This is a genomic window from Christiangramia sp. OXR-203, assembly GCF_034372165.1.
In the GTDB taxonomy this organism is placed as follows: Bacteria; Bacteroidota; Bacteroidia; order Flavobacteriales; family Flavobacteriaceae; genus Christiangramia.
On record NZ_CP139698.1, the window covers coordinates 2125165 to 2146372 of the forward strand.

The following is a 21208-nucleotide window of genomic DNA, read 5'->3' on the forward strand; positions in this document are numbered from 1 at the left end:
TGTTATATATAATGAGTAATATTGTTAATGTCTAACCTAATTATCGTGGAAGAAGTTTTACTTAAATGTGCTGTTGTTGATGATTCGAGCCTGCAAAGGTTATCGATCGTGAAATTGATAAAAGACCATCCTAATCTTAGCCTGGTTGCCGAATATAACAATGCTATAGAAACTAAGAATGGCTTGTTGGATACCGAAACAGATCTTATCTTTTTAGATATCGAAATGCCAATTCTTTCAGGTTTTGAATTACTTGATAATCTTCCAAACAAACCGCAAATTATATTTGTGACCGGCAAGACCAAGTATGCATTCAAGGCTTTTGATTATGATGCCGTAGACTATATTCACAAACCAGTAACTAAAGACCGTTTTAACAATGCAGTGAATAAAGCGGTAAATCTTTATAAACTTAAACATCAGGCTCCAATTCAGGAGGATGATGATTTTATCTTTGTAAAAAGTAATCTCAAGAATCGCAAAGTATTTCTAAATAAGCTGAAGTACATCCAGGCTCTTGGAGATTATGTCAAGTTCGTAACCGAGAAAGATAACTTTGTAGTTCTCGCGACGATGAAATCTTTTGAAAAAGAACTTCCCAGTGAAAGATTCCTGCGTACTCACAAATCCTATATCGTGAATTTGGATAAGATCGAAAGATATAATAGTAAGAATATAGAGATCGATAAAGAATTACTACCGCTAAGCCGACATAAGAAAGCCAATCTGGTAGAAGCACTGAGTGCTATACAATAAGAAGCACGATCAACACTCCAATAATATATAGCCATCCTAACCGGTGGCTTTTTTATTGGGGATCTACGTTTACGATCACTCTAACCGACCTGAATGCGCCAATAGCCTGGTAAGATTTTAAAATTCTTGTGATCATCGCTTTCGTTTTTCCCAGATTTTGTTTCTGCGGAATCTTGATAAGAATATTCTTATAATATTCATTACGAATACGTGCCACCGGAGGGAATTCAGGTCCCAGAACATATCTATCGAACACATTTTCCAATGCTCTCGCCAGCCACTCTGCTGCTTCATTGGTTTTGGAAAAATCCCTGCTTTTTAGTGTCAACCGTACGAGACGATAAAATGGCGGGTATTGATACTGGTAGCGATCCTCCAGTTGCTCCTCATACATCTCTTTATATGCGCCAGTTGACACCTGCTGAATGATCTGGTGGTGTGGGTTGTAGCTCTGTATCAAAACCTTTCCTCTTTTTTTAGTTCTGCCCGATCTTCCTGCCACCTGCAACATCAACTGAAAACTTCGTTCATGTGCCCGGAAATCTGGGAAATTAAGAAGATTGTCTGCATTCATGATCCCAACCAGGCTCACCTTTCGAAAATCCAATCCTTTACTAAGCATTTGAGTCCCAATAAGAATATCGGTTTCGTGATTTTCGAAGGCTTCAATGATCTTTTCATAAGCATATTTTCCACGGGTAGTATCCTGGTCCATTCTACCAATACTATGTTTTGGAAAAAGCGCTTTTAGTTCAGTTTCTACCTGTTCAGTTCCAAATCCTTTCGTTGTAATTTCATTGCTACCACAGGCCATACATTGATGCTGCATTGCAATATGATAACCGCAGTAATGACATCGCAACTGGTTATTATGCGAATGATAGGTTAAGCTAACGTCGCAGTTTGGACATTGTGGAGAATGACCGCAGGTATTACATTCCAGAATTGGTGAAAAACCTCTGCGATTCTGAAAAAGTATTACTTGTTCGTTTTCCTTCAGACTGGACTTAATCTCTTCAATCATCCTTTCAGAAAAATGTCCGGTCATTTTCTTTTTCTTATGCGCAGTTTTTATATCGACCACCTCTACTTCGGGCATCAATACATTACCAAATCTGCTATGAAGTTCCACAAGAGCATACTTACTATGAACAGCATTAAAATAGGATTCTATAGAAGGTGTGGCTGATCCAAGAATGATCTTAGCCTCAAAAATGTTGGCCAGAACCACCGCCGCATCACGAGCGTGATATCTTGGTGCAGGATCAAATTGTTTGAAAGTAGCTTCATGTTCCTCATCTACTACAATAAGACCAAGGTTCTGAAATGGTAGGAAAATACATGACCTTGCTCCTATCACGATTTTTCCTTGATCCTTATTTTCTTTTACATGTTTATATATCTCTACCCGTTCATTTACCGAATACTTACTGTGATACACCAGTACTTTATCACCAAAGTAATTCTGTAACCTTTTAATAAGCTGAGTGGTTAGTGCAATTTCTGGTAATAGATATAATGACTGTTTACCTTTTTTAAGAGCTGCTTCAATAAGTTTAATGTAAATCTCTGTTTTCCCGGAAGAAGTGACACCATGTAACAAACACACATTATTTTCAGCGAAATTTTCTGTGATCTCTGTATAAGCTCTTAGTTGCTCACTGCTGAAGTTTATTTCGTGGTTACTAATTTCTGAATTGAATTGAATCCTGTCAGTAGACCGGTATTCTTCAATTAATATTTTCTTCTGAATTAATCCCTTAATTACGGCAGGAGAAACTCCAGATTCATTAGAAAGTTCCTTTAATTTCAGAGCTTTTCGAGATTTTGCAGTTAAACTGAAATAGCTTAGCAAAGCCTCACGTTGTTTCGGTGCCTTGGATAATTCATCCAGCAAGCCATGCATTTCAGCTTCTGCTTCATACATAGGATTAAGACTTACATAACGAACTTCCTTTGGCTTGAACTGCTCATAAATTTCCTGGTTGAGTTCTACCAGATTCTTCGCTACCAGTTTATTGATGATAGGTAATACTTTCTTCCTGTCAAGTAATTGCTCGATCTCCTGTATCTTCATCGAAGACTGCCTTTGCAAAGCTTCAGTAACCAAATACTCATCATCAGTAAGCATTTCATCCTCAATTTTAACTTCAGAAGAAAGCTTTACGATACTTTCGCTTTCGAGTAAAAATGCTCCGGGTAAGGCTGCTCTCATTACATCTCCTTCCGTACATAAATAATAGGAAGCGATCCAGCTCCAGAATTTCAACTGTTTATGGGTAAGAAGCGGAGTTTCATCTATGATCTGATGGATTGGCTTAGCCTCGTATACCTCTGGCGGAGTTCCATGAATTTTAGCCACAATACCTGTATAAATCCTGTTCTTACCAAAAGGAACAGCCAATCGCATTCCTTCCTGGATGAACTCTGCCTCTTCATTTGTGACAGCATACGTAAACCTGTTATCCAGTGGTAATGGTAAAATAAGATCTACAAATTGTGACATATAATCTGCTATTATTAATAACGAAAAGCTGCCTGAACAGCGACTTTTCTAAGAACTCAAAAGTATTAAGAAACTTTAGTTCTATAAAAATAAGTCTGACTTTCCAGGCAGCTTTATGCTTGTAGTTTATTATTCGGCTCTTTGCCAGGTTCTGGTTTGATAAAATAGAGCGATATATCCACGAATATTTAACACATCAGGCTCTTCTTCATCGATCCAGATCTTACAACGGTATTCCTTACCAGTTTTAGGATCTACAATGGTTCCATCACTGTATTCTTCACCATCCTTTACCAGACCTTGCATAATTTCCATGCCTTCCACCGGTTTATTTCGGAGATCACCCTCGCATTTTGTACAAAGTCTATCCCTGTCTTCTTCCCGCATGATTCGATCTACTTTCCCGTAGATCTTACCGTCCTTCTCGTAGACCTCAATAATACTATTTACCACACCTTCTTCGTTTCTATTCTCCCATTTCCCTAGAACATCCTGTGCGCTAAGATCATGAGCAAATAGTGGAAGAATTAAGAGAACTAATAAAAACTTCCTCATATTATTTACCTAACATGGCATCTTTTAGATCATCATCTGCCGGGTTTTTCGACAGCCAGATTCCAAATAACGCTTTCTTAAATTCCATCCCTTTAATGGTACCCAGTTCTTTATCGTTCTTGTAGGCGGTCACTCCAGACCCTGGAAGGTAAACGATGTCAAAAACATCATTCTTAGTAATTTCTTCCATAAAGAAACCTTTGAATTTTTTGATCTCTGCAGCAAGTGGCTTAGTGTTACCATTCATAGAACTTTCAAAACCTTCATTCACAGCATCTACCATCTTATCGCTACTAATTAGTTTGCTAACGATATGTAATTTGATGCTCATTGGCTTGTCTGAAGACATTATAGCATCAGCACTGGAAGATTTTTCAGAAAGGTACAGTCCACCCGCATAAAGGTCGATCCATAATTTTTCTCTGACTCCTGCTCCATTAAGCTGAAGCGTTTTCCCCTGGTAAGTTTCAGAATTTGGAAGTTTTACGCCACCAACTTCTGTTTGAGCCGAAGTTAAGCCGAAGCTCATCATTGCAATAAATAAAACTGCTAGTTTTTTCATATTTGTAAGTTTAGTTTGGTTTAAAGTTATTTAAAATTCCTTTTCAATTTAATCAATGAAGCATTTAGTTCGAAACCGAGTAATAAAAGGTTGGAATTGAGCCATATATAGAACATAAGGATCAATAAAGCTCCAATAGAACCATATAATTCATTGTAATTTGAAAAATTTGTAATGTATAAACTGAATAAAAAGGTAGCAATAATTATAAGAATGGTAGTAAAGGTTGCGCCTACAGAAAAGAACCTTGCCTGTCTGGCTTCCTTTGTGCCAAAATAATAGAGTATCGCCACAGATGTATAAATTAGAATAACAAATCCAATATATTTCAATAGATGTGCTCCTGTTCCTTCTTTACTAACCAATCCCAGATCTGTTAGATCGGCAATAGCATAAGCAGTATACACAGCACCTATTACAGATATAAGCAACAACAATGCCAGTATAAGCGCAACACCCAGAGCAACAGCATACTGCCGGGGTATTGACCTGTTTTGCTTGGTATGATAACTAAATTCGAATCCCGTGAAAATGGCGTTTACACCGTTGGTCATTAAAAATACTGAAAGTATAAATGCCACAGATAAAAGTCCCCCTCTTGGTGTACTTGCTATATCCTCGAAAATAGTCCCGAAGAAATCTGAAGTCTCAGGAGGCAATAGAGAATCCATAAATACTAGAAATTCTATCTGAAAATCATCAATGAACGTGATGTAGGGTATCAAATTCAGTACAAATAACAAAAAAGGAAAGATTGCCATAAAAAAGCTAAAGGCAATGCTACTGGCCCTGGTGGAAAAAGTTCCTTTTACGATCCCTCCCCAATAAATGATCCATAAATTATAAAGTGTTAATCCATCCAGGCCGGGTAAAATAACCCCTTTCGACCAGCGTTTCCACCACGCCGAAAGATCCTTTAATTTGGAGTTGAACGCTTTTTTTGGTGCCATTATTAAACGGCTTTTAAACTCAGATCTAAGTTGTACACCGAATGCGTCAACGCACCACTACTTATATAATCCACTCCGCATTCTGCATAAGAGCGCGCAGTCTCCAAAGTGATCCCTCCACTACTTTCTGTTAAACATTTACCATTTATTAGATCCACGGCTTTTCTAGTCTCCTCATAATTGAAATTATCTATGAGAATACGGTAAATCCCTTCTGACTTTAATATCTCCCTGATCTCGTTCATGTTTCTGGCTTCTACGATGATTTTTAAGTCGAGATTATTATTAGTGAGATACTCTTTCGTTTTATCTATTGCTTTTGTAATACCTCCAGCAAAATCTATATGATTATCCTTCAACATGATCATGTCATAGAGCGCGAATCTGTGGTTCTCGCCACCACCAATCTTAACTGCCCATTTTTCCAGAGCTCGTATTCCCGGTGTAGTTTTACGAGTATCCAGAATCTTAGTTCCAGTGCCTTCCAATTTTTCAACGAATGTTGCAGTTTTAGTTGCGATTGCACTCATTCGCTGCATAGCATTCAAAACAAGTCTTTCTGCTTTAAGAATGGACTGCGAAGAACCTTCTACATAAAATGCAATGTCACCCTTTGAAATCTTCTGTCCGTCTTGAATTCTAAGATCGATAGATAATTCTGGATCAACGTGATGAAATACCTTTTCCGCAAATTTTACTCCTGCTATAAGGCCCTGATCCTTTACAAGCAATTTTGCTTTGCCTTTTGCAGACCCTGGAATACAGGCAAGAGAACTATGGTCTCCGTCTCCTACATCTTCACGAATGGCATTTTCAATAATTAAATCTATTTCTTTTTCGAATTGTTCCGGTGAGATCATTTTCTCTGCTTATTTTTGTAAATGTAGTAAAGTCTGTACTAAAATCACGGGATGACCATAAAATTAGTGTGCGTCGGGAAAACCGATAAAAGGGAGCTAGAAGATCTAATAAATATCTATTCTGAAAGACTTCAGCATTATATCAAATTCGAACTTGATGTGATCCCGGACCTTAAGAAAACCAAGAATCTTGACGAGAACCAGCAAAAAAATAAAGAAGGTGATCTTATATTGAGTGGAACTCAGAATTCAGATTTCCTGGTATTGCTGGATGAGGATGGTAAGCAATATGATTCTGTAGCATTTTCAGAATATATTCAGAAGAGAATGAACACGGGATTGAAGCGATTGATCTTTGTGATAGGTGGCCCCTACGGCTTTTCTGATGCTGTATATACAAGGGCGAACGGAAAAGTATCTCTTTCAAAAATGACCTTTTCTCATCAAATGGTGCGCCTATTCGCTACTGAACAATTGTATCGCGCCTTTACTATACTAAAGAACGAACCTTACCATCATAGATAATGAATACTATCAAATTAGTTTTTGCCACACATAATAAGAACAAATTCAAAGAAATTCAGGCATTAGTGCCAGATCATATTGAATTACTTAGCCTGCAGGAAATTGGCTGTGATGAAGATATCGAAGAAACCGGCGACACGATCGATGCAAATGCGATCATAAAAGCAGAATATGTGCGGAGTCGTTATGGTTACGACTGCTTTGCTGATGATACAGGCCTGGAAGTGGAATCCCTCGCTGGAGCTCCGGGAGTTTATTCTGCCAGATATGCGGGTGAAAAAAAGGATGATGCCGCGAATCGCAAAAAGCTATTAAATCAGCTCGAAGAACGTGATGATCGTACGGCACGGTTTAAAACTGTGATTGCATTAAGTTTAAAGGATAACGAAAATCTGTTTACAGGAATTTGTGAGGGTTCGATCACCAAGGAAGAACGTGGAGAAAATGGTTTCGGATACGATCCAATTTTTCAACCAAAAGGATTTGATAAAACCTTTGCTGAGATGAATCTAGAAGAAAAATCGGGTATTAGCCATCGTGCAAAAGCTTTTAAGGAACTCATAGACTACTTATCTATTTAATATTCAGCCATTTAAATAAATCACTATAAATTAGTTTGCTTCAGATTTAAACGTATCTTTGCGGCTTGAAATTCCTCAGGGTGAGGATGTGTTACTGGAAGTTTAGGTTTAAGTATGTCGATTCGCTTCTTATGTAACACTTACATACGATAATCGAATACTTACAACAAAGAATGAACGCATTCCAAGCACTTGGACTGGACGCAGATTTGCTACAGGCCATAAACGACATGGGTTTCGAAACCCCTAGTGAAGTACAGGAAAAATCAATTCCAATTCTTCTATCTCAGGAAACCGACCTGGTTTCTCTGGCACAAACAGGAACAGGAAAAACCGCAGCTTTTGGTTTTCCACTTATCCAGAAAATAGATTCCAATTCTAAAAAAACTCAGGCTTTAATCTTATCGCCAACTCGTGAACTGTGTTTACAGATCACCAATGAGTTAAAGAACTACAGTAAATACAAAAGATCTCTAAATGTTGTTGCCGTTTACGGTGGCGCTAGTATTACAGATCAGGCAAGAGCGATTGAAAGAGGAGCTCAGATCATAGTTGCAACTCCAGGGAGAATGCAGGATATGATTAGAAGAAACCTCGCAGATATCTCTTCTATTAACTATTGTGTTCTTGATGAGGCAGATGAGATGCTTAACATGGGATTCTATGAAGACATCAAAAGCATTCTTTCACACACTCCAAAACATAAAAAGACCTGGTTGTTTTCAGCTACCATGCCTAAGGAAGTTGCGAAGATCGCTAAGAAGTTCATGACAGATCCTGTTGAGATCACGGTAGGATCAAAAAACATGGGGACTTCTAACGTGACTCATGAATACTACCTGGTAAATCACAGAAATAGATATGATGCTTTAAAAAGACTAGCAGATGCTAATCCTGATATCTTCTCTGTAATTTTTTGTAGAACAAAAAGAGATACTCAAAAGGTTGCTGAAAAACTAATCGAAGATGGCTACAACGCTGCTGCACTGCACGGTGATCTTAGCCAGAATCAACGTGACCTGGTTATGAAGAGCTTCAGAAGCAGACAAATCCAAATGCTGGTAGCTACAGATGTTGCTGCCCGTGGAATTGATGTAGATGATATTACTCACGTAATCAACTACCAGTTGCCAGATGAAATAGAAACCTATACTCACCGTAGTGGTAGAACAGGTAGAGCCGGTAAAAGTGGTGTATCTATGGTGATCATTTCCAAAAGTGAGGTTCGTAAGATCCGTACTATTGAAAAGATTATTCAGCAGAAATTTGAAGAAAAGCAAATTCCTGATGGAAAAGAGATCTGTAAGATCCAGTTATTCCATTTAGCGAATGATATTAAGAAAACTGAGATCAATCATGATATTGATCCTTATCTTCCAAATATCAATGAAGCTCTGGAGGATTTCACTAAAGAAGAATTGATCAAAAAATTCTTTTCGGTTGAGTTTACTCGTTTTTTTAATTATTACCAGAAAGCTCCAGATCTTACTTCAGAATCTGCGGGAGGTAGACCAGAAGTTTCAGAAGGAAATACAAGATATTTCATTAATGTTGGTTCGAAAGACGGTTATGACTGGAAAAGTCTTAAAGATTTTCTTACAGGCGAACTAAACCTTGACAGGGATGATATCTTCAAAGTAGATTGTAAAGCAAGTTTTTCTTTCTTTAATACAGATGAGAAGCATGCTGATCTAATTCTCAAAACATTTACAGAATACCAGCAAAATGGTAGATATGTGAATGTAGAGATCACCAAAGATCAGAAGTCTGATGGCGGCGGTGGTCGTAGAAGAGAAAGAGGCGGTGGCGGTCGTAAAGGCGGCGGAAAAAGCTTTAACGATAAAGGCAGCTTCGGAAAAAGACGTAGTAGCTCAGATCGAGGAGACAAAAAAGGCAACCGGAAAGGAAGCCGAAACAAAAATGTCGAGAGTTCTATAAAAAGAAGAAGATCGAAAGCATAAAATAAAAGGTGCCAAACTTAGTTTAAGTTTGGCACTGTTTTTTATGAAGATTTTCTATTTTTAGGCTCGATTGCTATGAAGACTTATTTACCCCTATTATTTTTTCTAATTACAGGTATCTTATCTGCACAGGAAGTGGATATCGTTGCCGGTACGGTAATGAACGCGGCTAATGACAAGCCAATTGAAAATGTACATATTGTGAACCTTAACCAGGTTAAAGGTTCCACTACTGGTGAGGAAGGGGAATTCAAACTTCAGGCAACCGTTAATGACACTTTATATTTCTCTTACCTGGGATTTAGATCGATTAGAGTTCGAGTCACCAATGACTGGCTTAAGTACGGAAATGTAAAGGTTAAGATGACCGAGCTGGGTTTTGATCTTGAAGAAGTAACGGTTACTTCCAATAATCTAACAGGTTACCTCGAAATCGACGCTAAGAACATTCCCATATATGATAATTACCGCTATAGCATTTCTGGTTTAAATTCTGGATATGAAGGTGGTGACAAATCTCCTAATGCTGTAACAAAGGCATTACGCTCCCTTTCCAATCCTGCAGATCTTGTCTATAATATATTTGGCGCGAGACCAAAACAGATGCGGAAACTCAGGGAGATGAAGAAGGATGAAGATATTAAAGATCTCCTTCGGAATAAGTTTGATCGGGAAACCTTAATGGCTTTATTACAGGTAAACCGGGCTGAAATTGATGAGATCCTGAATAATTGTAACTATTCTGAAGATTTTATGCGTACAGCAAATGATCTGCAAATTTTAAATGCAATCAACGGGTGTTACGAAGAATACAAAGTTCTTCAGAAGAATTAGCGATTTTCTAGAATTTGTTTTAATTCCTTTAATCCCAGATCCAGGTTATTTCCCATAGCTTTTTCAGGAGAATAAAAAATACTAATGATTGTAAGCGGGAATGCAAGGTTTCCTCTGGTTCCCCATACCATCTTGGTCTTCTCACTGTCCAGTTCCTTAACACCTATATACGTAAGAGCATTGACCTTGACCGGTTTAATAAAAAGTATCTTGGTTTCAAAAACCCTACCCTGCTTGGTCTTTACTATCTTCTGTATTCCTTCTCCTACTTTATTATTACCTTTCCAGTAGAAAGAGGCACCTTCCTTACCGTCTGGTCCTTTATATTTTAATACTGCATTCGGATCACGCTGAAACAAGGGATTCCATAAAGGTTGATTTTTCAGCTGACGAACAAAACCATAGACTTCTTCTCTTGACTTATTGATCACCACAGTCCTGCTAACATCAAAGTCTTTTTTAGCCCATGCGTGCAGAAACGCGAAAAAAGTAATTAAGGCAATAATTAAGTAGAAAAACAGGGTCATTGTTCAGCTTTAGGATTTAAAAGTTACGAATATTTACTGATTACGGAAACGTTCAATAATCTCCTCTGAATTTTTAATGGTTTTCTTTGTCCATGCCATTCTGACCTCCTGCATTCGTTCTTTAGAAAACTGCCAATCTACATTAGAAACATCAAGCTTTTCCCTTAGAGACTGAAGTATGATCGCAGCAGAAACTGAAATATTAAGACTTTCAGTAAACCCGTACATAGGAATTTTAATACTTGTATCTGCCTCTCTAAGAATTTCTTCTGAAAGTCCATTTTGTTCTGTTCCAAAAAATATGGCGGAAGGTTTTGTAATATCAAAATCTGCCAGCATTGTTGAATCATTATGAGGTGTGGTGGCTACGATCTGGTAACCCTGTTGCCTTAATTCATGCAGGCATTCCCGAGAAGTATTATATCGATGCACGTCTACCCACTTCTGCGCACCCATGGCAATTTCCTTGTCGATTCGCCTGGGCAGGTTCTCTTCTATAATATGTAAGTTCTGGATCCCGAATACATCACAACTGCGAACCACTGCACTGGTGTTATGTAATTGATATACATCCTGGGCTACTACGGTAAAATGATCTGTTCTTTGATTCAGAACTTTTTCGAAGAGATCGATCCTTCGATCGGTCAACAATCCCTGTAGATGTTCAAGTAATTTCTGGTCGGTCATGGCCGTACTAAATTATAAAAACTGCGCTCTTTTTGGAGCTTTTCGCCTTCATTTATCTTTGCTACCTGAATTATTTCTGATAACACCTGATTTTCAATAATTAATAATTGAATAATTCAAAGTTAGCTGGAGTTACAGAGCAATTATCAGGATGCTTAATTAAATATTCTTTGTATTTTATAAATTGAAGCTGGCATCATCAGTCAGAAACCTAAAAAAAATGAAGAAAATAGTTGTTTTAAGCGGAGCTGGAATAAGTGCTGAAAGTGGCTTAAAAACTTTCAGAGATGAAAACGGTTTATGGGAAGGTCATGACGTTATGGAAGTTGCCTCACCAATGGCGTGGGAAAATAATCGAGAATTAGTGCTGGATTTTTATAATCAAAGGAGAAGACAACTTCTTCAAGTAGAACCGAATGCCGCTCACTATGCTCTAGTAGAGCTTGAAAAGAAATATGAAGTACAGATCATTACACAAAATGTTGATGATCTACATGAACGAGCCGGCAGCTCGAATGTTTTACATCTTCATGGAGAATTGCTAAAAGCCAGAAGTACTTTCGATGAAAACCTGGTCGTGGACTGGAGAAAAGATATTCGAAATGGAGATTTCTGCGAGCATAATAAACAACTAAGGCCTCATATTGTTTGGTTTGGTGAAGCCGTTCCAATGTTTGAAAAGGCGGTAGATCATTGTACGACGGCAGATATTCTTATCATTGTAGGTACTTCCATGCAGGTCTACCCCGCTGCCGGACTTGTTGACTTTATTCCGAAGAAATGTCCTGTATATTTTGTCGATCCCAAACCTAATATTAGTGAAAATGCATCACTTCAAATTATAAGTAAGAAGGCCGTTGAAGGTATTCCAAAGGTTGTAGCACAATTATTAGCTTAATGCAAAGAGTTGAGAAAATTCTGGAAAACACCAGTTTGAAACTTGCTTCCCGTAAGCATGCTGCAGAATTAGTACTAACTAATAATCTTTTACCACAAACCATAGAATTCATCAAGCTCCCTCAGGAATTATCAATGAAGGCATGGATGATAATTGAGATAATTGGACGTGATAATGTTGAAATACTGGGTGAATTTATTCCTGACATTGTTAATAATGGGAAAATGTATTCAGATAGCTCTTCCAAAAGATGTATTATGAAAATAATCAGTTTTCTGGTTGATTCACATTTCCATAGTAATTCTTCAATTCATTTTCATCATGCTGAAAAAAAAGAAGTTATTCGGCTTTCCTTCCAATATTTAATGAACGATGAGAAAACTGCAGTAAAAGTTTTTGCCATGCAGAATATTTATGATCTCAGAAATGAAAAAAAATGGATTGAAACTGAATTAAAAGCGCTTCTGGAAAAGAATATTTCTACCTCAACTCCGGGGTATAGATCACGGGCTTTGAAGATCCTGAGGAAATTGTAGCATCTGTTTTTTAGTCAATCAGGAAGAAGTATCTTTATGCTTTAATTTTTAAAACCAAGAAATGACATCGCTCTCTGCAGTATCTCCAATAGATGGAAGGTACAGATCCAAAACCAAGCAACTTTCAGCATACTTTAGTGAAGAAGCATTGATACGTTATCGTATCCTGGTCGAAGTAGAATATTTTATAGCACTGTACGAAGAGGGCTTACCTCAACTTCGGGATGTAAATTCCGCACACTTCCCAAAGCTAAGAGAGCTGTATCAAAATTTCACTTCGATCGATGCTCAGGCTATCAAGAAAATCGAAAAAGTGACTAATCATGATGTGAAAGCAGTAGAATATTTCTTGAAAGAGGAATTCGAAAAACTGGGAATGCAGGATTCGAAGGAATTTATTCATTTCGGTCTTACCTCACAGGATATCAACAACACGGCGATTCCGTTGAGCTTAAAGGAGGCTACGGAAGAAGTGTATCTACCAGAACTGGATGAAATTGTAAAAAAACTGGAATCCCTGGTTGAAGAATGGAAAGATATTCCACTCCTGGCCCGTACTCACGGTCAACCGGCTTCACCTACCCGACTTGGAAAAGAAATTCAGGTTTTTGTCGTTCGAATCAAAGAGCAGCTAAAATTTTTAAAAAATATTCCACACGCAGCTAAATTTGGAGGAGCAACCGGGAATTTCAACGCTCACAAAGTAGCGTACCCAAATACCGACTGGAAAGCTTTTGGACAGAATTTTGTCGAATCGAAACTGAAGCTTCACCACTCCTTCCCTACTACACAGATAGAACATTATGATCATGCGGCATCATTATTTGATGCTTTCAAACGCATTAATAATATTCTGCTGGATCTCGATCGCGATATCTGGACTTATATTTCGATGGATTACTTTAAACAGAAGATTAAAAAAGGTGAGATTGGTTCTTCAGCTATGCCACATAAAGTAAATCCTATAGATTTTGAAAATTCCGAAGGAAATCTTGGAATTGCCAATGCGATATTCGAACATCTTTCAGCAAAATTACCGGTAAGCAGACTACAACGTGATCTAACCGATAGTACAGTTCTAAGGAACATTGGAGTTCCAATGGGTCATACGATCATCGCTTTTAAATCGACTTTGAAAGGGCTTAACAAATTGCTTTTAAATGAAGATAAACTACATGCAGATCTTGAGAATAACTGGGCGGTTGCTGCTGAAGCGATTCAGACGATCCTAAGAAGAGAAGGTTATAAAAATCCTTATGAAGCTTTAAAAGGTCTTACGAGAACTAATGAAAGAATTACTAAAGAAAGTATTTCCAGATTTATAGACGAGTTGGACGTCACTGAAGAAGTTCGAACTGAGCTTTATAAGATAACACCACAGAATTACACTGGAATCTAAATTATTCATTTTAAATCATAAAAAAAGCCTCCGGACGTTCCGGAGGCTTTTTCTTTCAACTAACTAAAAAAATTACTGTTTAGTAATCTACAATGTGTCTGCAGATGTTTCCATTTCAACTTCAGTCGTATCTTTTTGCTTCGGTTTAGAATTCCCGAAGATATCGATCACTCCTTTTATTCCGCCAGTATTGATATCTTCAGATTTTAATGATCTCATCATTTCCATGATCTTTTCAGGATCCATATTTTCGCCTAATACCCGAGCAACTCCCAGTCCTTTGTCATTATCATATCCATATACAATGAGTTCATCAATAGCATCTTCCTCACCAATGAAGTAAAGCGCCGCCTTGCGATCACTACCACCATATCGCATTAATAACTGGTATTTCTCATCCTGGAAGATCTCATCCAGTTTAAGTTTTTCTTCTTCAAATTTTTGAGGATTCTCATCTTTTTCAAGAGCCAGTACATTTATTTTCTTGATAGTTTCCATGGTAGACTTTTGCTCTTCATCAAGTGCATCTGCATTGGTAAATAAGCTGGTAGGAACATCTACAGCGAGAAAGTCGGTGTCCTGCTGATTCTCTACATAATATTTCTGTAAAGATTTTTCGTTATTACAGGATACTGCAAGTAAGGTAATGGTGCTTAAGACTAATAATTTGATTGATTTCATAAGATTAAGATTTTTTGTTCGCTTTCTTTAATTCTTCGGCTCCCGGAACTTTCAGGTCTGCTGTTAATTTTGACAATTGTGAAAGATCGATCTGGCCCGTAATGCTAAGAATAATGTTCATAGGTTCCGATCCTTCTGTTCCTTCAAGAAACATAAAAAGTTCGCTTACATAATTATCGTTCTTCCCAGGTAGAGAATAAAATTTTATATTCTTGCCATCGTCATTCACTCGCATTAACTCTTCAAGACTTCCTTTAGCCAGGTAAGATTTAACATCACTTGACATTTGAGACATCACCTTAGGGTTTGATGACTTATAGATCTGGATTCTTTCGAGATTCTCTATAAGCTTCATATACTGCTGTGATTCAGGATCATTTTCACTGAGATCTACTTTAGCCAGCATTTTAAACATTTTACTGGTCATCACCATCGCATCAACTTCTTTCATATTTTCATACTTCTCGAAGTTTTGAGCCTGGGTAAACATTGGAGCTGCAGCTAACAGCAGGGCAATTACTAACTTATTCATGATTTATAGATTTAGTTTAATTCAATTATTTGATTCTTAGTTTTATTAAATTCCTGCAAGTAAACAAGGTCTGAGGTGCCTTCATTCATCATTGCTGAAACCATTTTCAAGGTTTGCTTCGTCTTTTCCAAAGCTTGCTCCTGTTCGGTAACAGAACTCATTTCCGTAGTTGTTAATGAGGGTTGTGACTGGTTGAAGTAAAAAAGACCCAAAGCAACGATAATCACCGCAGCTATTGAAGTCCATGCAAACCTGTAGTTTTTCCTTTCTAGTTCTATAGGCTCATTCTCCGTAAATGTTGTTTTAATCTGTTGTGATTGAAATTTGAAAAGCAATGCATACGCTTCCAAATGTTCAGGAATTTCTTCCTGACTAAAATATTCTCTTAATTCCCTTTCTTCGGCAAGAGTTGTCTCACCTTGCTCATACCGACTGAGTAATCTTTCTATTTTATTTAATTCCATAGTTATGTTTTTTTATCAGCTTTTCTCTTATCGCTTTCCTGGCTCTTGAAAGCGAAACGCGTATCGCTGTTTGATTCATATTTGTAATTTTAGCGATTTCATCGTAGTCATATTGTTCCACATCTCTTAGCTGAAAGATCAATTTTTGTTGTTCAGGCAAACTGTCAACAATCCTGCCCAACCATTGCATTTCATCATTTAATTCGATTTCTGTATGTAATGGTATTTGTTTGCTCTCGTAATTTTGATGTACGATTCTCAGATTATTATTCTGTTTAAGTTTCAATTGATCCAGACAGTAATTCTTAGTAACCGTCATTGCAAAAGCTTCTACATTGGCATAATGCTTGATCTTATTCTTTCGGCTCCATAGTTTTAAAATAACTTCCTGGGTAGCATCCTCGGCCGCATCTCTTGATGTGAGAAGCCTCAACGCCAATCGATATATTTTATCCTTTACAGGATTAATATGGCTCAAAAAGATGCGCTCTTGCATTGATTGATGGTTAGTTTATACTGCCTTGTTATACTTACGACGAATTGGTAACAGATTTGTTACAATAAATTTTTTATTTGCCCGTATGTGAGTATTTTTAGAAAAAATTTAGAAAAATTAATCCTTAACTATATTATGAAAATAAGTAAATACTTAATGCTTTTTGCTGTTGCAGGAAGTTTACTTACCGGTTGTTCCAGTGATGATGATGGATCTGGTGTAACTGAAAAGCCCGTAGAGCCACCAGTAACTGGTGAAACTCCTGAAGAAAATCTTGAATTGGAAATCAAAGATTTCGTTTGGAAAGGAATGAATGAGATTTATGTTTATAAAAGTCAGGTTCCTGAACTTGGAGATAATTTCTTTGCCACTCAGGATGATCTAAATGAATACCTAATGGGCTTCGATTCTCCTGAAGACCTTTTTTATGATGGTTTAGTGATCGACCAGGATCGATTTAGTTTTATTACTGATGACTATATAGCCCTTGAGAATAGTTTTGCGGGTATTTCTGAAACAACCGGTGTGGACTTTAGACTTTACAGATTTTCCGGTAGTGATGACCTTTTTGGTGTGGTTCGCTATATCATTCCTGGATCAAATGCAGAAAACGCTGATATTGAAAGAGGAGATTTATTTACCACTTTAAATGGGCAAACGCTAACCGTCGCTAATTACCGCGGATTATTAGAGGAAACGACTCTTACCTTTGGCCTTGCGACTATCGAGGATAATACTGTCACTTCAACAGGAGAAGAAGTAACTATCGATACTCAGGTATTAACAGAAAACCCGATCCTCGTTACCAATGTACTTGATGTAAATGGAACAAAGGTTGGATACATGCTTTACAATAGCTTTGTAGCCGACTTTGACGATGAAATGAACGCTGCTTTTGCAGATTTTAAAGCCGAAGGAATTACAGAATTGATTCTTGACCTACGTTACAATGGCGGTGGTCGTGTGAGTTCTGCTACCAGACTGGCCAGCATGATCACAGGACAATTTACCGGAGAGGTTTTTGCCAAGCAACAATGGAACGCAGATTATCAAAATTACTTCCTGAATAATGACCCAGATAGATTATTTAATAGATTCACTACGACTCTGGAAGGCGGAGAAGCGATCAACAGCCTGAATCTTACAAGATTGTACGCTATTGTATCCAGTTCTACGGCTTCTGCTAGTGAACTTGTGGTTAATGGGCTTGCTCCATATATTGATGTGGTAACTGTGGGAGATCAAACTGTAGGTAAATCTCAGGCATCTGTAACTTTATACGATTCAAGCAACTTTGGAAGAACTGGCGCCAATTCAGATCACACATACGCCATTCAGCCATTAGTATATGAATCTGTAAACTCCAATAACGTAGGTGTTCCGTTTGACGGAATAACTCCAGATACTGAAATTGTTGAAAGTATATCAGATCTTGGTGTTCTGGGAGAACCTTCAGATCCATTACTGAATGCTGCTTTAAATGTGATCGCTGGAAACAGAAGTATGATTTCAAGTCAGAAAGAATACTGGTATAATGAATTCAGCGAGTCTGGAGTGCAAAAGGCCACCTATCAGAAAATGTATATTGACGAATTACCTGAACTTCCAGGTCAGAATAAAAGATTGGAATTCTCTAAATAATAGAGATCTTAAATTATTAAAAAACCCAGCTCATTGAGCTGGTTTTTTTGTTTTAGATAGAGATGTAAGAATTAATTAAAATAGACTCCGTTAGGGTTAATTCCAACTTCGTAAGAGTTGAGAAGACTGCCATTAGAAGCATCATAAACAAAAACCTGCCCGTTACCAGTGAAACTCGCATTCGCTGAAGCAGCATATAACATCCCGTTTCTGGCATTAAAACCATATAAAGACTCCACATCTTCCAGTCTGAACTTTGGTCCGGAAGGAAGGTCTCCTCCACTTAAGTATTCGTAAACAGCCTTACCTACAGTAAAATAAAACCTGTCATCACTTTGTACAAGGTTACCCGGATGAATGCTCGATGTAGGGAATTCTGCAGAATTCAATACAGCATTCACATTCATATCGACTACACTAATACTTCCCGCAGTCTCTACATCTGCATAGGATGGTTTCCCTGCAGATAATACAATTAAGTTCGAACCATCAACAATCATTGAAGTTGGAACGTCTCCTACTACAATTTCAGTAGACACCTCATTTGTAGAGGTATTGATCACCGAAATGATATTATTGAAATTATATCCGCCTTTATGCGCAGTATAGATCGAACCATTATTAGCTAGTATTTTCTCCGGTCCTTCAGCAACCTCAATCGAAGAATCAAAAGAATAGTCAGATAAATTAAAAACAGCAACATAATCATCATCTGGATTGGTAGCATCTCCCCAATTACTAACGTATAGAGAATTTCCTGAAACCGTCGCAAATCGTGGATTTTGTAAGTTTTCTGAAATCTGCCCAACAGTTTCGAAAGTATTTCGATTTACGATCTCAATTGTATTGGATACATTTAAAATTACGAATGCCAGCTCTTCAGAAAGGTAAATACTTTGCGCGGTATCCCCTAATGAAGTTCCGTTCACTGAATTGAATATTTGAGACTGAACTTCTCCGGTCTCTTCATCTATAAAGGATACAGTAGAATTTCCAGAACCAAAGTTACCTTCGTTCAATACAAAAATGCCTTCTTCAAATGCTTCTTTATCCTCACCTGGAGGAATTACACAACAATCCTCATCGTCGCTACAGGAGTTCAGTAAAAAAATTAGTGCCAGCAGGCTGAAATAGTGTTTAAAATTCATGGTTAAAATTTAATAGTTAGAAAAGTTTTAAATGATCTCCCTGGCATATATCTGCCTGGAAGACTTTGGTAGTCTTTATTAAAAAGGTTATTGACATCAGCACCTATTCGAATTGCAGGTTTGGTTCTCAACTGCCGGGAAATTCCAAGATCAGCTATGATGTAAGAATCGAGCTCATAATTATTATCGGCTGAAGTGAAAATCTTCCCATTGTATAATCCCCGAGTAAATAGATTCCAATTTGAGAATGTGTACGAAGCTTGCGCAGTCGCTTTATGATAAGGAGTATAGATTAACTGATTTCCATTAGATCTATCTATAGATCTAGTATAGGCGTAATTTCCTGTAAGCTTTAAGTTTGAGGATTTAAAATCTTTCTGCCAGGTTGCAAAAAGTTCCAGACCGTAATTGTAAGCAGATTCTGTATTAACAGGTTGCCAGACTCCAGTCTCATTAGGTATCCAGCGTATAAGATTTTCAAGGTCTATATAGAAAACGGTCGCATTGAGTTCTAGCTTTTTCTTTCTGAAATCCACTCCAATTTCAGATTGCACTGAATTTTCTGGTTTCAGATCCTCGTTTCCACCTTGTAACCAGAATAGATCATTCAAGGTTGGAATGCGATAATTCTTTGAAAAGTTGAATCTTAGCAGGTAATTCTCGGTTAGTTGATATTTAGATCCTACAGAGAATAATATAGGTGATTCAAAATCTGAAGTTTCTTCGATACGAAGACTTATATCATATTGAAAATCTCTCAAGGATTGATTGTAAAGTAGTGCAACTCCTGAAGTTTCTCGTTTCTGGTCTACAATCCCTGAGCCTTCAGCATCGATTTCAGTATAGTCTGCAATCAAATTCAGAAAAGCATCTTCAAAAATTTCATACTTCAGATCATATTTTATAATTCCTGTTTCAGCTGAACCAAAGGAATGATCTAGTGAATTTCTATTCTCATAATATTTGAACTCCTCTTTTAACAACGCAAACTTAAGGCTACTGGTGAATTTTCCGAAGAAAGCCTTGTACTCCAGTAAATTCCGAAAGTTTCTATCTTCATATTTACTATTTGAATCTATGAATACAGTACCAGAAAAACCGCGATTTCCCTGATATAAATTAGAATAGAGTTTCAGTAAGTGGTCTTCTGCAAGCCAGTGCCCTATGGAGGCATTCAAAGCGATATTATCATAATCTCCATTTTCATTTTTAAAATTATCCACTGGATAATCATAATCATTCTCTGATCGTATACCGGATAAAGAGATATTCAGAGCTGTTTTGTCGCTAGAAACCTGAGCATTTGCGCTAGCCTGATAAGTATCAAAACTACCTGCACCAGCATATACAAAAACAGAACTCGTATTCTTGAATCTTAAAGAATTATTTAGATGAATGGTACCTCCAATTGCACCACTTCCGTATAGAACACTACCACCGCCTGGCCTTAGACTTATATCATCAAAAGCTTTGGAATTGATAGTATTAAAGTCGGTTTGCCCGGTGAACTGAGAGTTTATATTGATCCCATTCCATACCACAGCAGTTTGGGAAGCACCGGTGCCTCTCACAGATGCCGAAGAAACCATCCCAAAACCATTTTCTCTAAAGAAAAAAGGAGAATTAAATTTAAGAACGTTGGTCAAAGCTGGATCACTGTACTGCACGATAGAATCGGCGATCGAATGCAAATGCTGACCTGAAGAGTTACTCTTAAGTTTGCTGTCGCTGAGCTCTACCTCCTGTAACCAGCGAATGGAATCAGTTTGAGCACGAGCTGAAATACAGCAAATGCCAATAAGTATAAAAAAAATGTAGTTAGTTCTGTTCATAATCTGCCGACCTTTATCCCGAAAGTCACTCGATACTAGTCGAAATTCGGGCAGGTCTCCTGGCTTACGTACTACAATTTACCTTCCCGCCTGTTGGCAGTGGTTTGAAGAATAATTGCAGCCACCCAATCGGGCTAAGCTTACAGTTGCGGGAACAGCTCAGGCTATTGATAAAATCTCTCCTGATTCCCTTTTAATTAACGCAGAAATAAATCGACGTCAAACCAAAATTTCGAGGCAAAAATAAACAATTAAGTTTGGTAAGTCTTTCAAAAAT

22 protein-coding genes and 1 riboswitch are annotated in these 21208 nt (G+C 37.6%); of the genes, 9 read left to right on the forward strand and 13 right to left on the reverse strand.

The window, feature by feature from the left end; genetic code table 11:
* Positions 1–27 precede the first annotated feature (27 nt).
* Entirely contained in the window at positions 28–756 is a 729-nt protein-coding gene (locus tag T8I65_RS09805) for a LytTR family DNA-binding domain-containing protein (protein WP_322300432.1), read from the forward strand.
* A gap of 52 nt (positions 757–808) precedes the next feature.
* Here the strand turns inward: T8I65_RS09805 and priA are convergent, their stop codons facing one another.
* The 5 genes from priA to nadC all read right to left on the reverse strand — a co-directional run bounded on the left by priA (position 809) and on the right by nadC (position 6189).
* Positions 809–3262 carry a replication restart helicase PriA gene (gene priA, locus T8I65_RS09810; protein WP_322300433.1) on the reverse strand — a complete coding sequence of 818 codons (2454 nt, stop codon included), beginning with the start codon at positions 3260–3262 and terminating at the stop codon, positions 809–811.
* Between the two features lie 129 nt (positions 3263–3391).
* Entirely contained in the window at positions 3392–3817 is a 426-nt protein-coding gene (locus tag T8I65_RS09815) for a DUF2147 domain-containing protein (RefSeq protein ID WP_322300434.1), read from the reverse strand.
* Between the two features lies 1 nt (position 3818).
* Complete coding sequence (locus T8I65_RS09820; protein WP_322300435.1) at positions 3819–4379, reverse strand: chalcone isomerase family protein; 561 nt, start codon at positions 4377–4379, stop codon at positions 3819–3821.
* 26 nt (positions 4380–4405) lie between these two features.
* Positions 4406–5329: a YihY/virulence factor BrkB family protein gene (locus T8I65_RS09825; RefSeq protein WP_322300436.1), complete on the reverse strand. Its 924-nt coding sequence runs from the start codon at positions 5327–5329 to the stop codon at positions 4406–4408.
* 2 nt (positions 5330–5331) lie between these two features.
* On the reverse strand, positions 5332–6189 hold the full coding sequence (nadC, locus tag T8I65_RS09830; RefSeq protein ID WP_322300437.1) for a carboxylating nicotinate-nucleotide diphosphorylase: 858 nt from the start codon (positions 6187–6189) through the stop codon (positions 5332–5334).
* Between the two features lie 51 nt (positions 6190–6240).
* Between nadC and rlmH the strand changes: the two genes are divergently transcribed.
* From rlmH to T8I65_RS09850, 4 genes are all read left to right on the forward strand, one after another.
* Positions 6241–6714, forward strand: a complete 474-nt coding sequence (gene rlmH, locus T8I65_RS09835; protein WP_322300438.1) for a 23S rRNA (pseudouridine(1915)-N(3))-methyltransferase RlmH — start codon at positions 6241–6243, stop codon at positions 6712–6714.
* 8 nt (positions 6715–6722) lie between these two features.
* A complete protein-coding gene (locus T8I65_RS09840; RefSeq protein ID WP_322302794.1) occupies positions 6723–7295 on the forward strand; it encodes a non-canonical purine NTP diphosphatase in 573 nt (190 codons plus the stop codon).
* 173 nt (positions 7296–7468) lie between these two features.
* Positions 7469–9256 carry a DEAD/DEAH box helicase gene (locus T8I65_RS09845; protein ID WP_322300439.1) on the forward strand — a complete coding sequence of 596 codons (1788 nt, stop codon included), beginning with the start codon at positions 7469–7471 and terminating at the stop codon, positions 9254–9256.
* 75 nt (positions 9257–9331) lie between these two features.
* Positions 9332–10090 (forward strand): carboxypeptidase-like regulatory domain-containing protein, encoded by a 759-nt coding sequence (locus T8I65_RS09850; RefSeq protein WP_322300440.1) that lies wholly within the window; start codon positions 9332–9334, stop codon positions 10088–10090.
* Here T8I65_RS09850 and T8I65_RS09855 read toward each other — a convergent pair.
* Together T8I65_RS09855 and T8I65_RS09860 are read right to left on the reverse strand one after the other, a co-directional pair.
* On the reverse strand, positions 10087–10617 hold the full coding sequence (locus T8I65_RS09855) for an SRPBCC family protein (RefSeq protein ID WP_322300441.1): 531 nt from the start codon (positions 10615–10617) through the stop codon (positions 10087–10089). The genes T8I65_RS09850 and T8I65_RS09855 overlap by 4 nt on opposite strands.
* A 33-nt stretch (positions 10618–10650) precedes the next feature.
* Complete coding sequence (locus T8I65_RS09860; protein WP_322300442.1) at positions 10651–11304, reverse strand: RNA methyltransferase; 654 nt, start codon at positions 11302–11304, stop codon at positions 10651–10653.
* Between the two features lie 220 nt (positions 11305–11524).
* On the opposite strand from T8I65_RS09860, the gene T8I65_RS09865 reads away from it, so the two are divergent.
* The 3 genes from T8I65_RS09865 (at position 11525) to purB (ending at position 14137) form a co-directional block, all read left to right on the forward strand.
* Entirely contained in the window at positions 11525–12202 is a 678-nt protein-coding gene (locus T8I65_RS09865; RefSeq protein ID WP_322300443.1) for an NAD-dependent deacylase, read from the forward strand.
* On the forward strand, positions 12202–12738 hold the full coding sequence (locus tag T8I65_RS09870) for a hypothetical protein (protein WP_322300444.1): 537 nt from the start codon (positions 12202–12204) through the stop codon (positions 12736–12738). The genes T8I65_RS09865 and T8I65_RS09870 overlap by 1 nt, the downstream gene beginning before the upstream one ends.
* Before the next feature lie 61 nt (positions 12739–12799).
* The gene (gene purB / locus T8I65_RS09875) at positions 12800–14137 is read left to right on the forward strand and encodes an adenylosuccinate lyase (RefSeq protein ID WP_322300445.1); all 1338 of its coding nucleotides are present in this window, start codon (positions 12800–12802) and stop codon (positions 14135–14137) included.
* An 87-nt stretch (positions 14138–14224) separates the two neighbouring features.
* Here the strand turns inward: purB and T8I65_RS09880 are convergent, their stop codons facing one another.
* Genes T8I65_RS09880 through T8I65_RS09895 form a run of 4 tightly spaced genes read right to left on the reverse strand, consistent with a single transcriptional unit; the run spans position 14225 to position 16310 of the window.
* Positions 14225–14818 carry a DUF4252 domain-containing protein gene (locus tag T8I65_RS09880; RefSeq protein WP_322300446.1) on the reverse strand — a complete coding sequence of 198 codons (594 nt, stop codon included), beginning with the start codon at positions 14816–14818 and terminating at the stop codon, positions 14225–14227.
* Between the two features lie 4 nt (positions 14819–14822).
* Positions 14823–15350: a DUF4252 domain-containing protein gene (locus tag T8I65_RS09885; protein ID WP_322300447.1), complete on the reverse strand. Its 528-nt coding sequence runs from the start codon at positions 15348–15350 to the stop codon at positions 14823–14825.
* An 11-nt stretch (positions 15351–15361) separates the two neighbouring features.
* On the reverse strand, positions 15362–15814 hold the full coding sequence (locus tag T8I65_RS09890) for a hypothetical protein (RefSeq protein ID WP_322300448.1): 453 nt from the start codon (positions 15812–15814) through the stop codon (positions 15362–15364).
* Positions 15801–16310, reverse strand: a complete 510-nt coding sequence (locus T8I65_RS09895; RefSeq protein WP_322300449.1) for a sigma-70 family RNA polymerase sigma factor — start codon at positions 16308–16310, stop codon at positions 15801–15803. Before T8I65_RS09895 ends, T8I65_RS09890 begins: the two co-directional genes overlap by 14 nt.
* A gap of 135 nt (positions 16311–16445) precedes the next feature.
* Between T8I65_RS09895 and T8I65_RS09900 the strand changes: the two genes are divergently transcribed.
* The gene (locus T8I65_RS09900; protein ID WP_322300450.1) at positions 16446–17951 is read left to right on the forward strand and encodes a S41 family peptidase; all 1506 of its coding nucleotides are present in this window, start codon (positions 16446–16448) and stop codon (positions 17949–17951) included.
* Positions 17952–18022: 71 nt separating this feature from the next.
* Here T8I65_RS09900 and T8I65_RS09905 read toward each other — a convergent pair whose 3' ends face one another.
* Together T8I65_RS09905 and T8I65_RS09910 are read right to left on the reverse strand one after the other, a co-directional pair.
* A complete protein-coding gene (locus T8I65_RS09905) occupies positions 18023–19099 on the reverse strand; it encodes a YncE family protein (RefSeq protein WP_322300451.1) in 1077 nt (358 codons plus the stop codon).
* Between the two features lie 2 nt (positions 19100–19101).
* Positions 19102–20931, reverse strand: coding sequence for a TonB-dependent receptor plug domain-containing protein (locus T8I65_RS09910; RefSeq protein WP_322300452.1), 1830 nt, complete (start codon positions 20929–20931; stop codon positions 19102–19104).
* Between the two features lie 31 nt (positions 20932–20962).
* Positions 20963–21175: riboswitch (cobalamin riboswitch) on the reverse strand.
* Between the last annotated feature and the right edge of the window lie 33 nt (positions 21176–21208).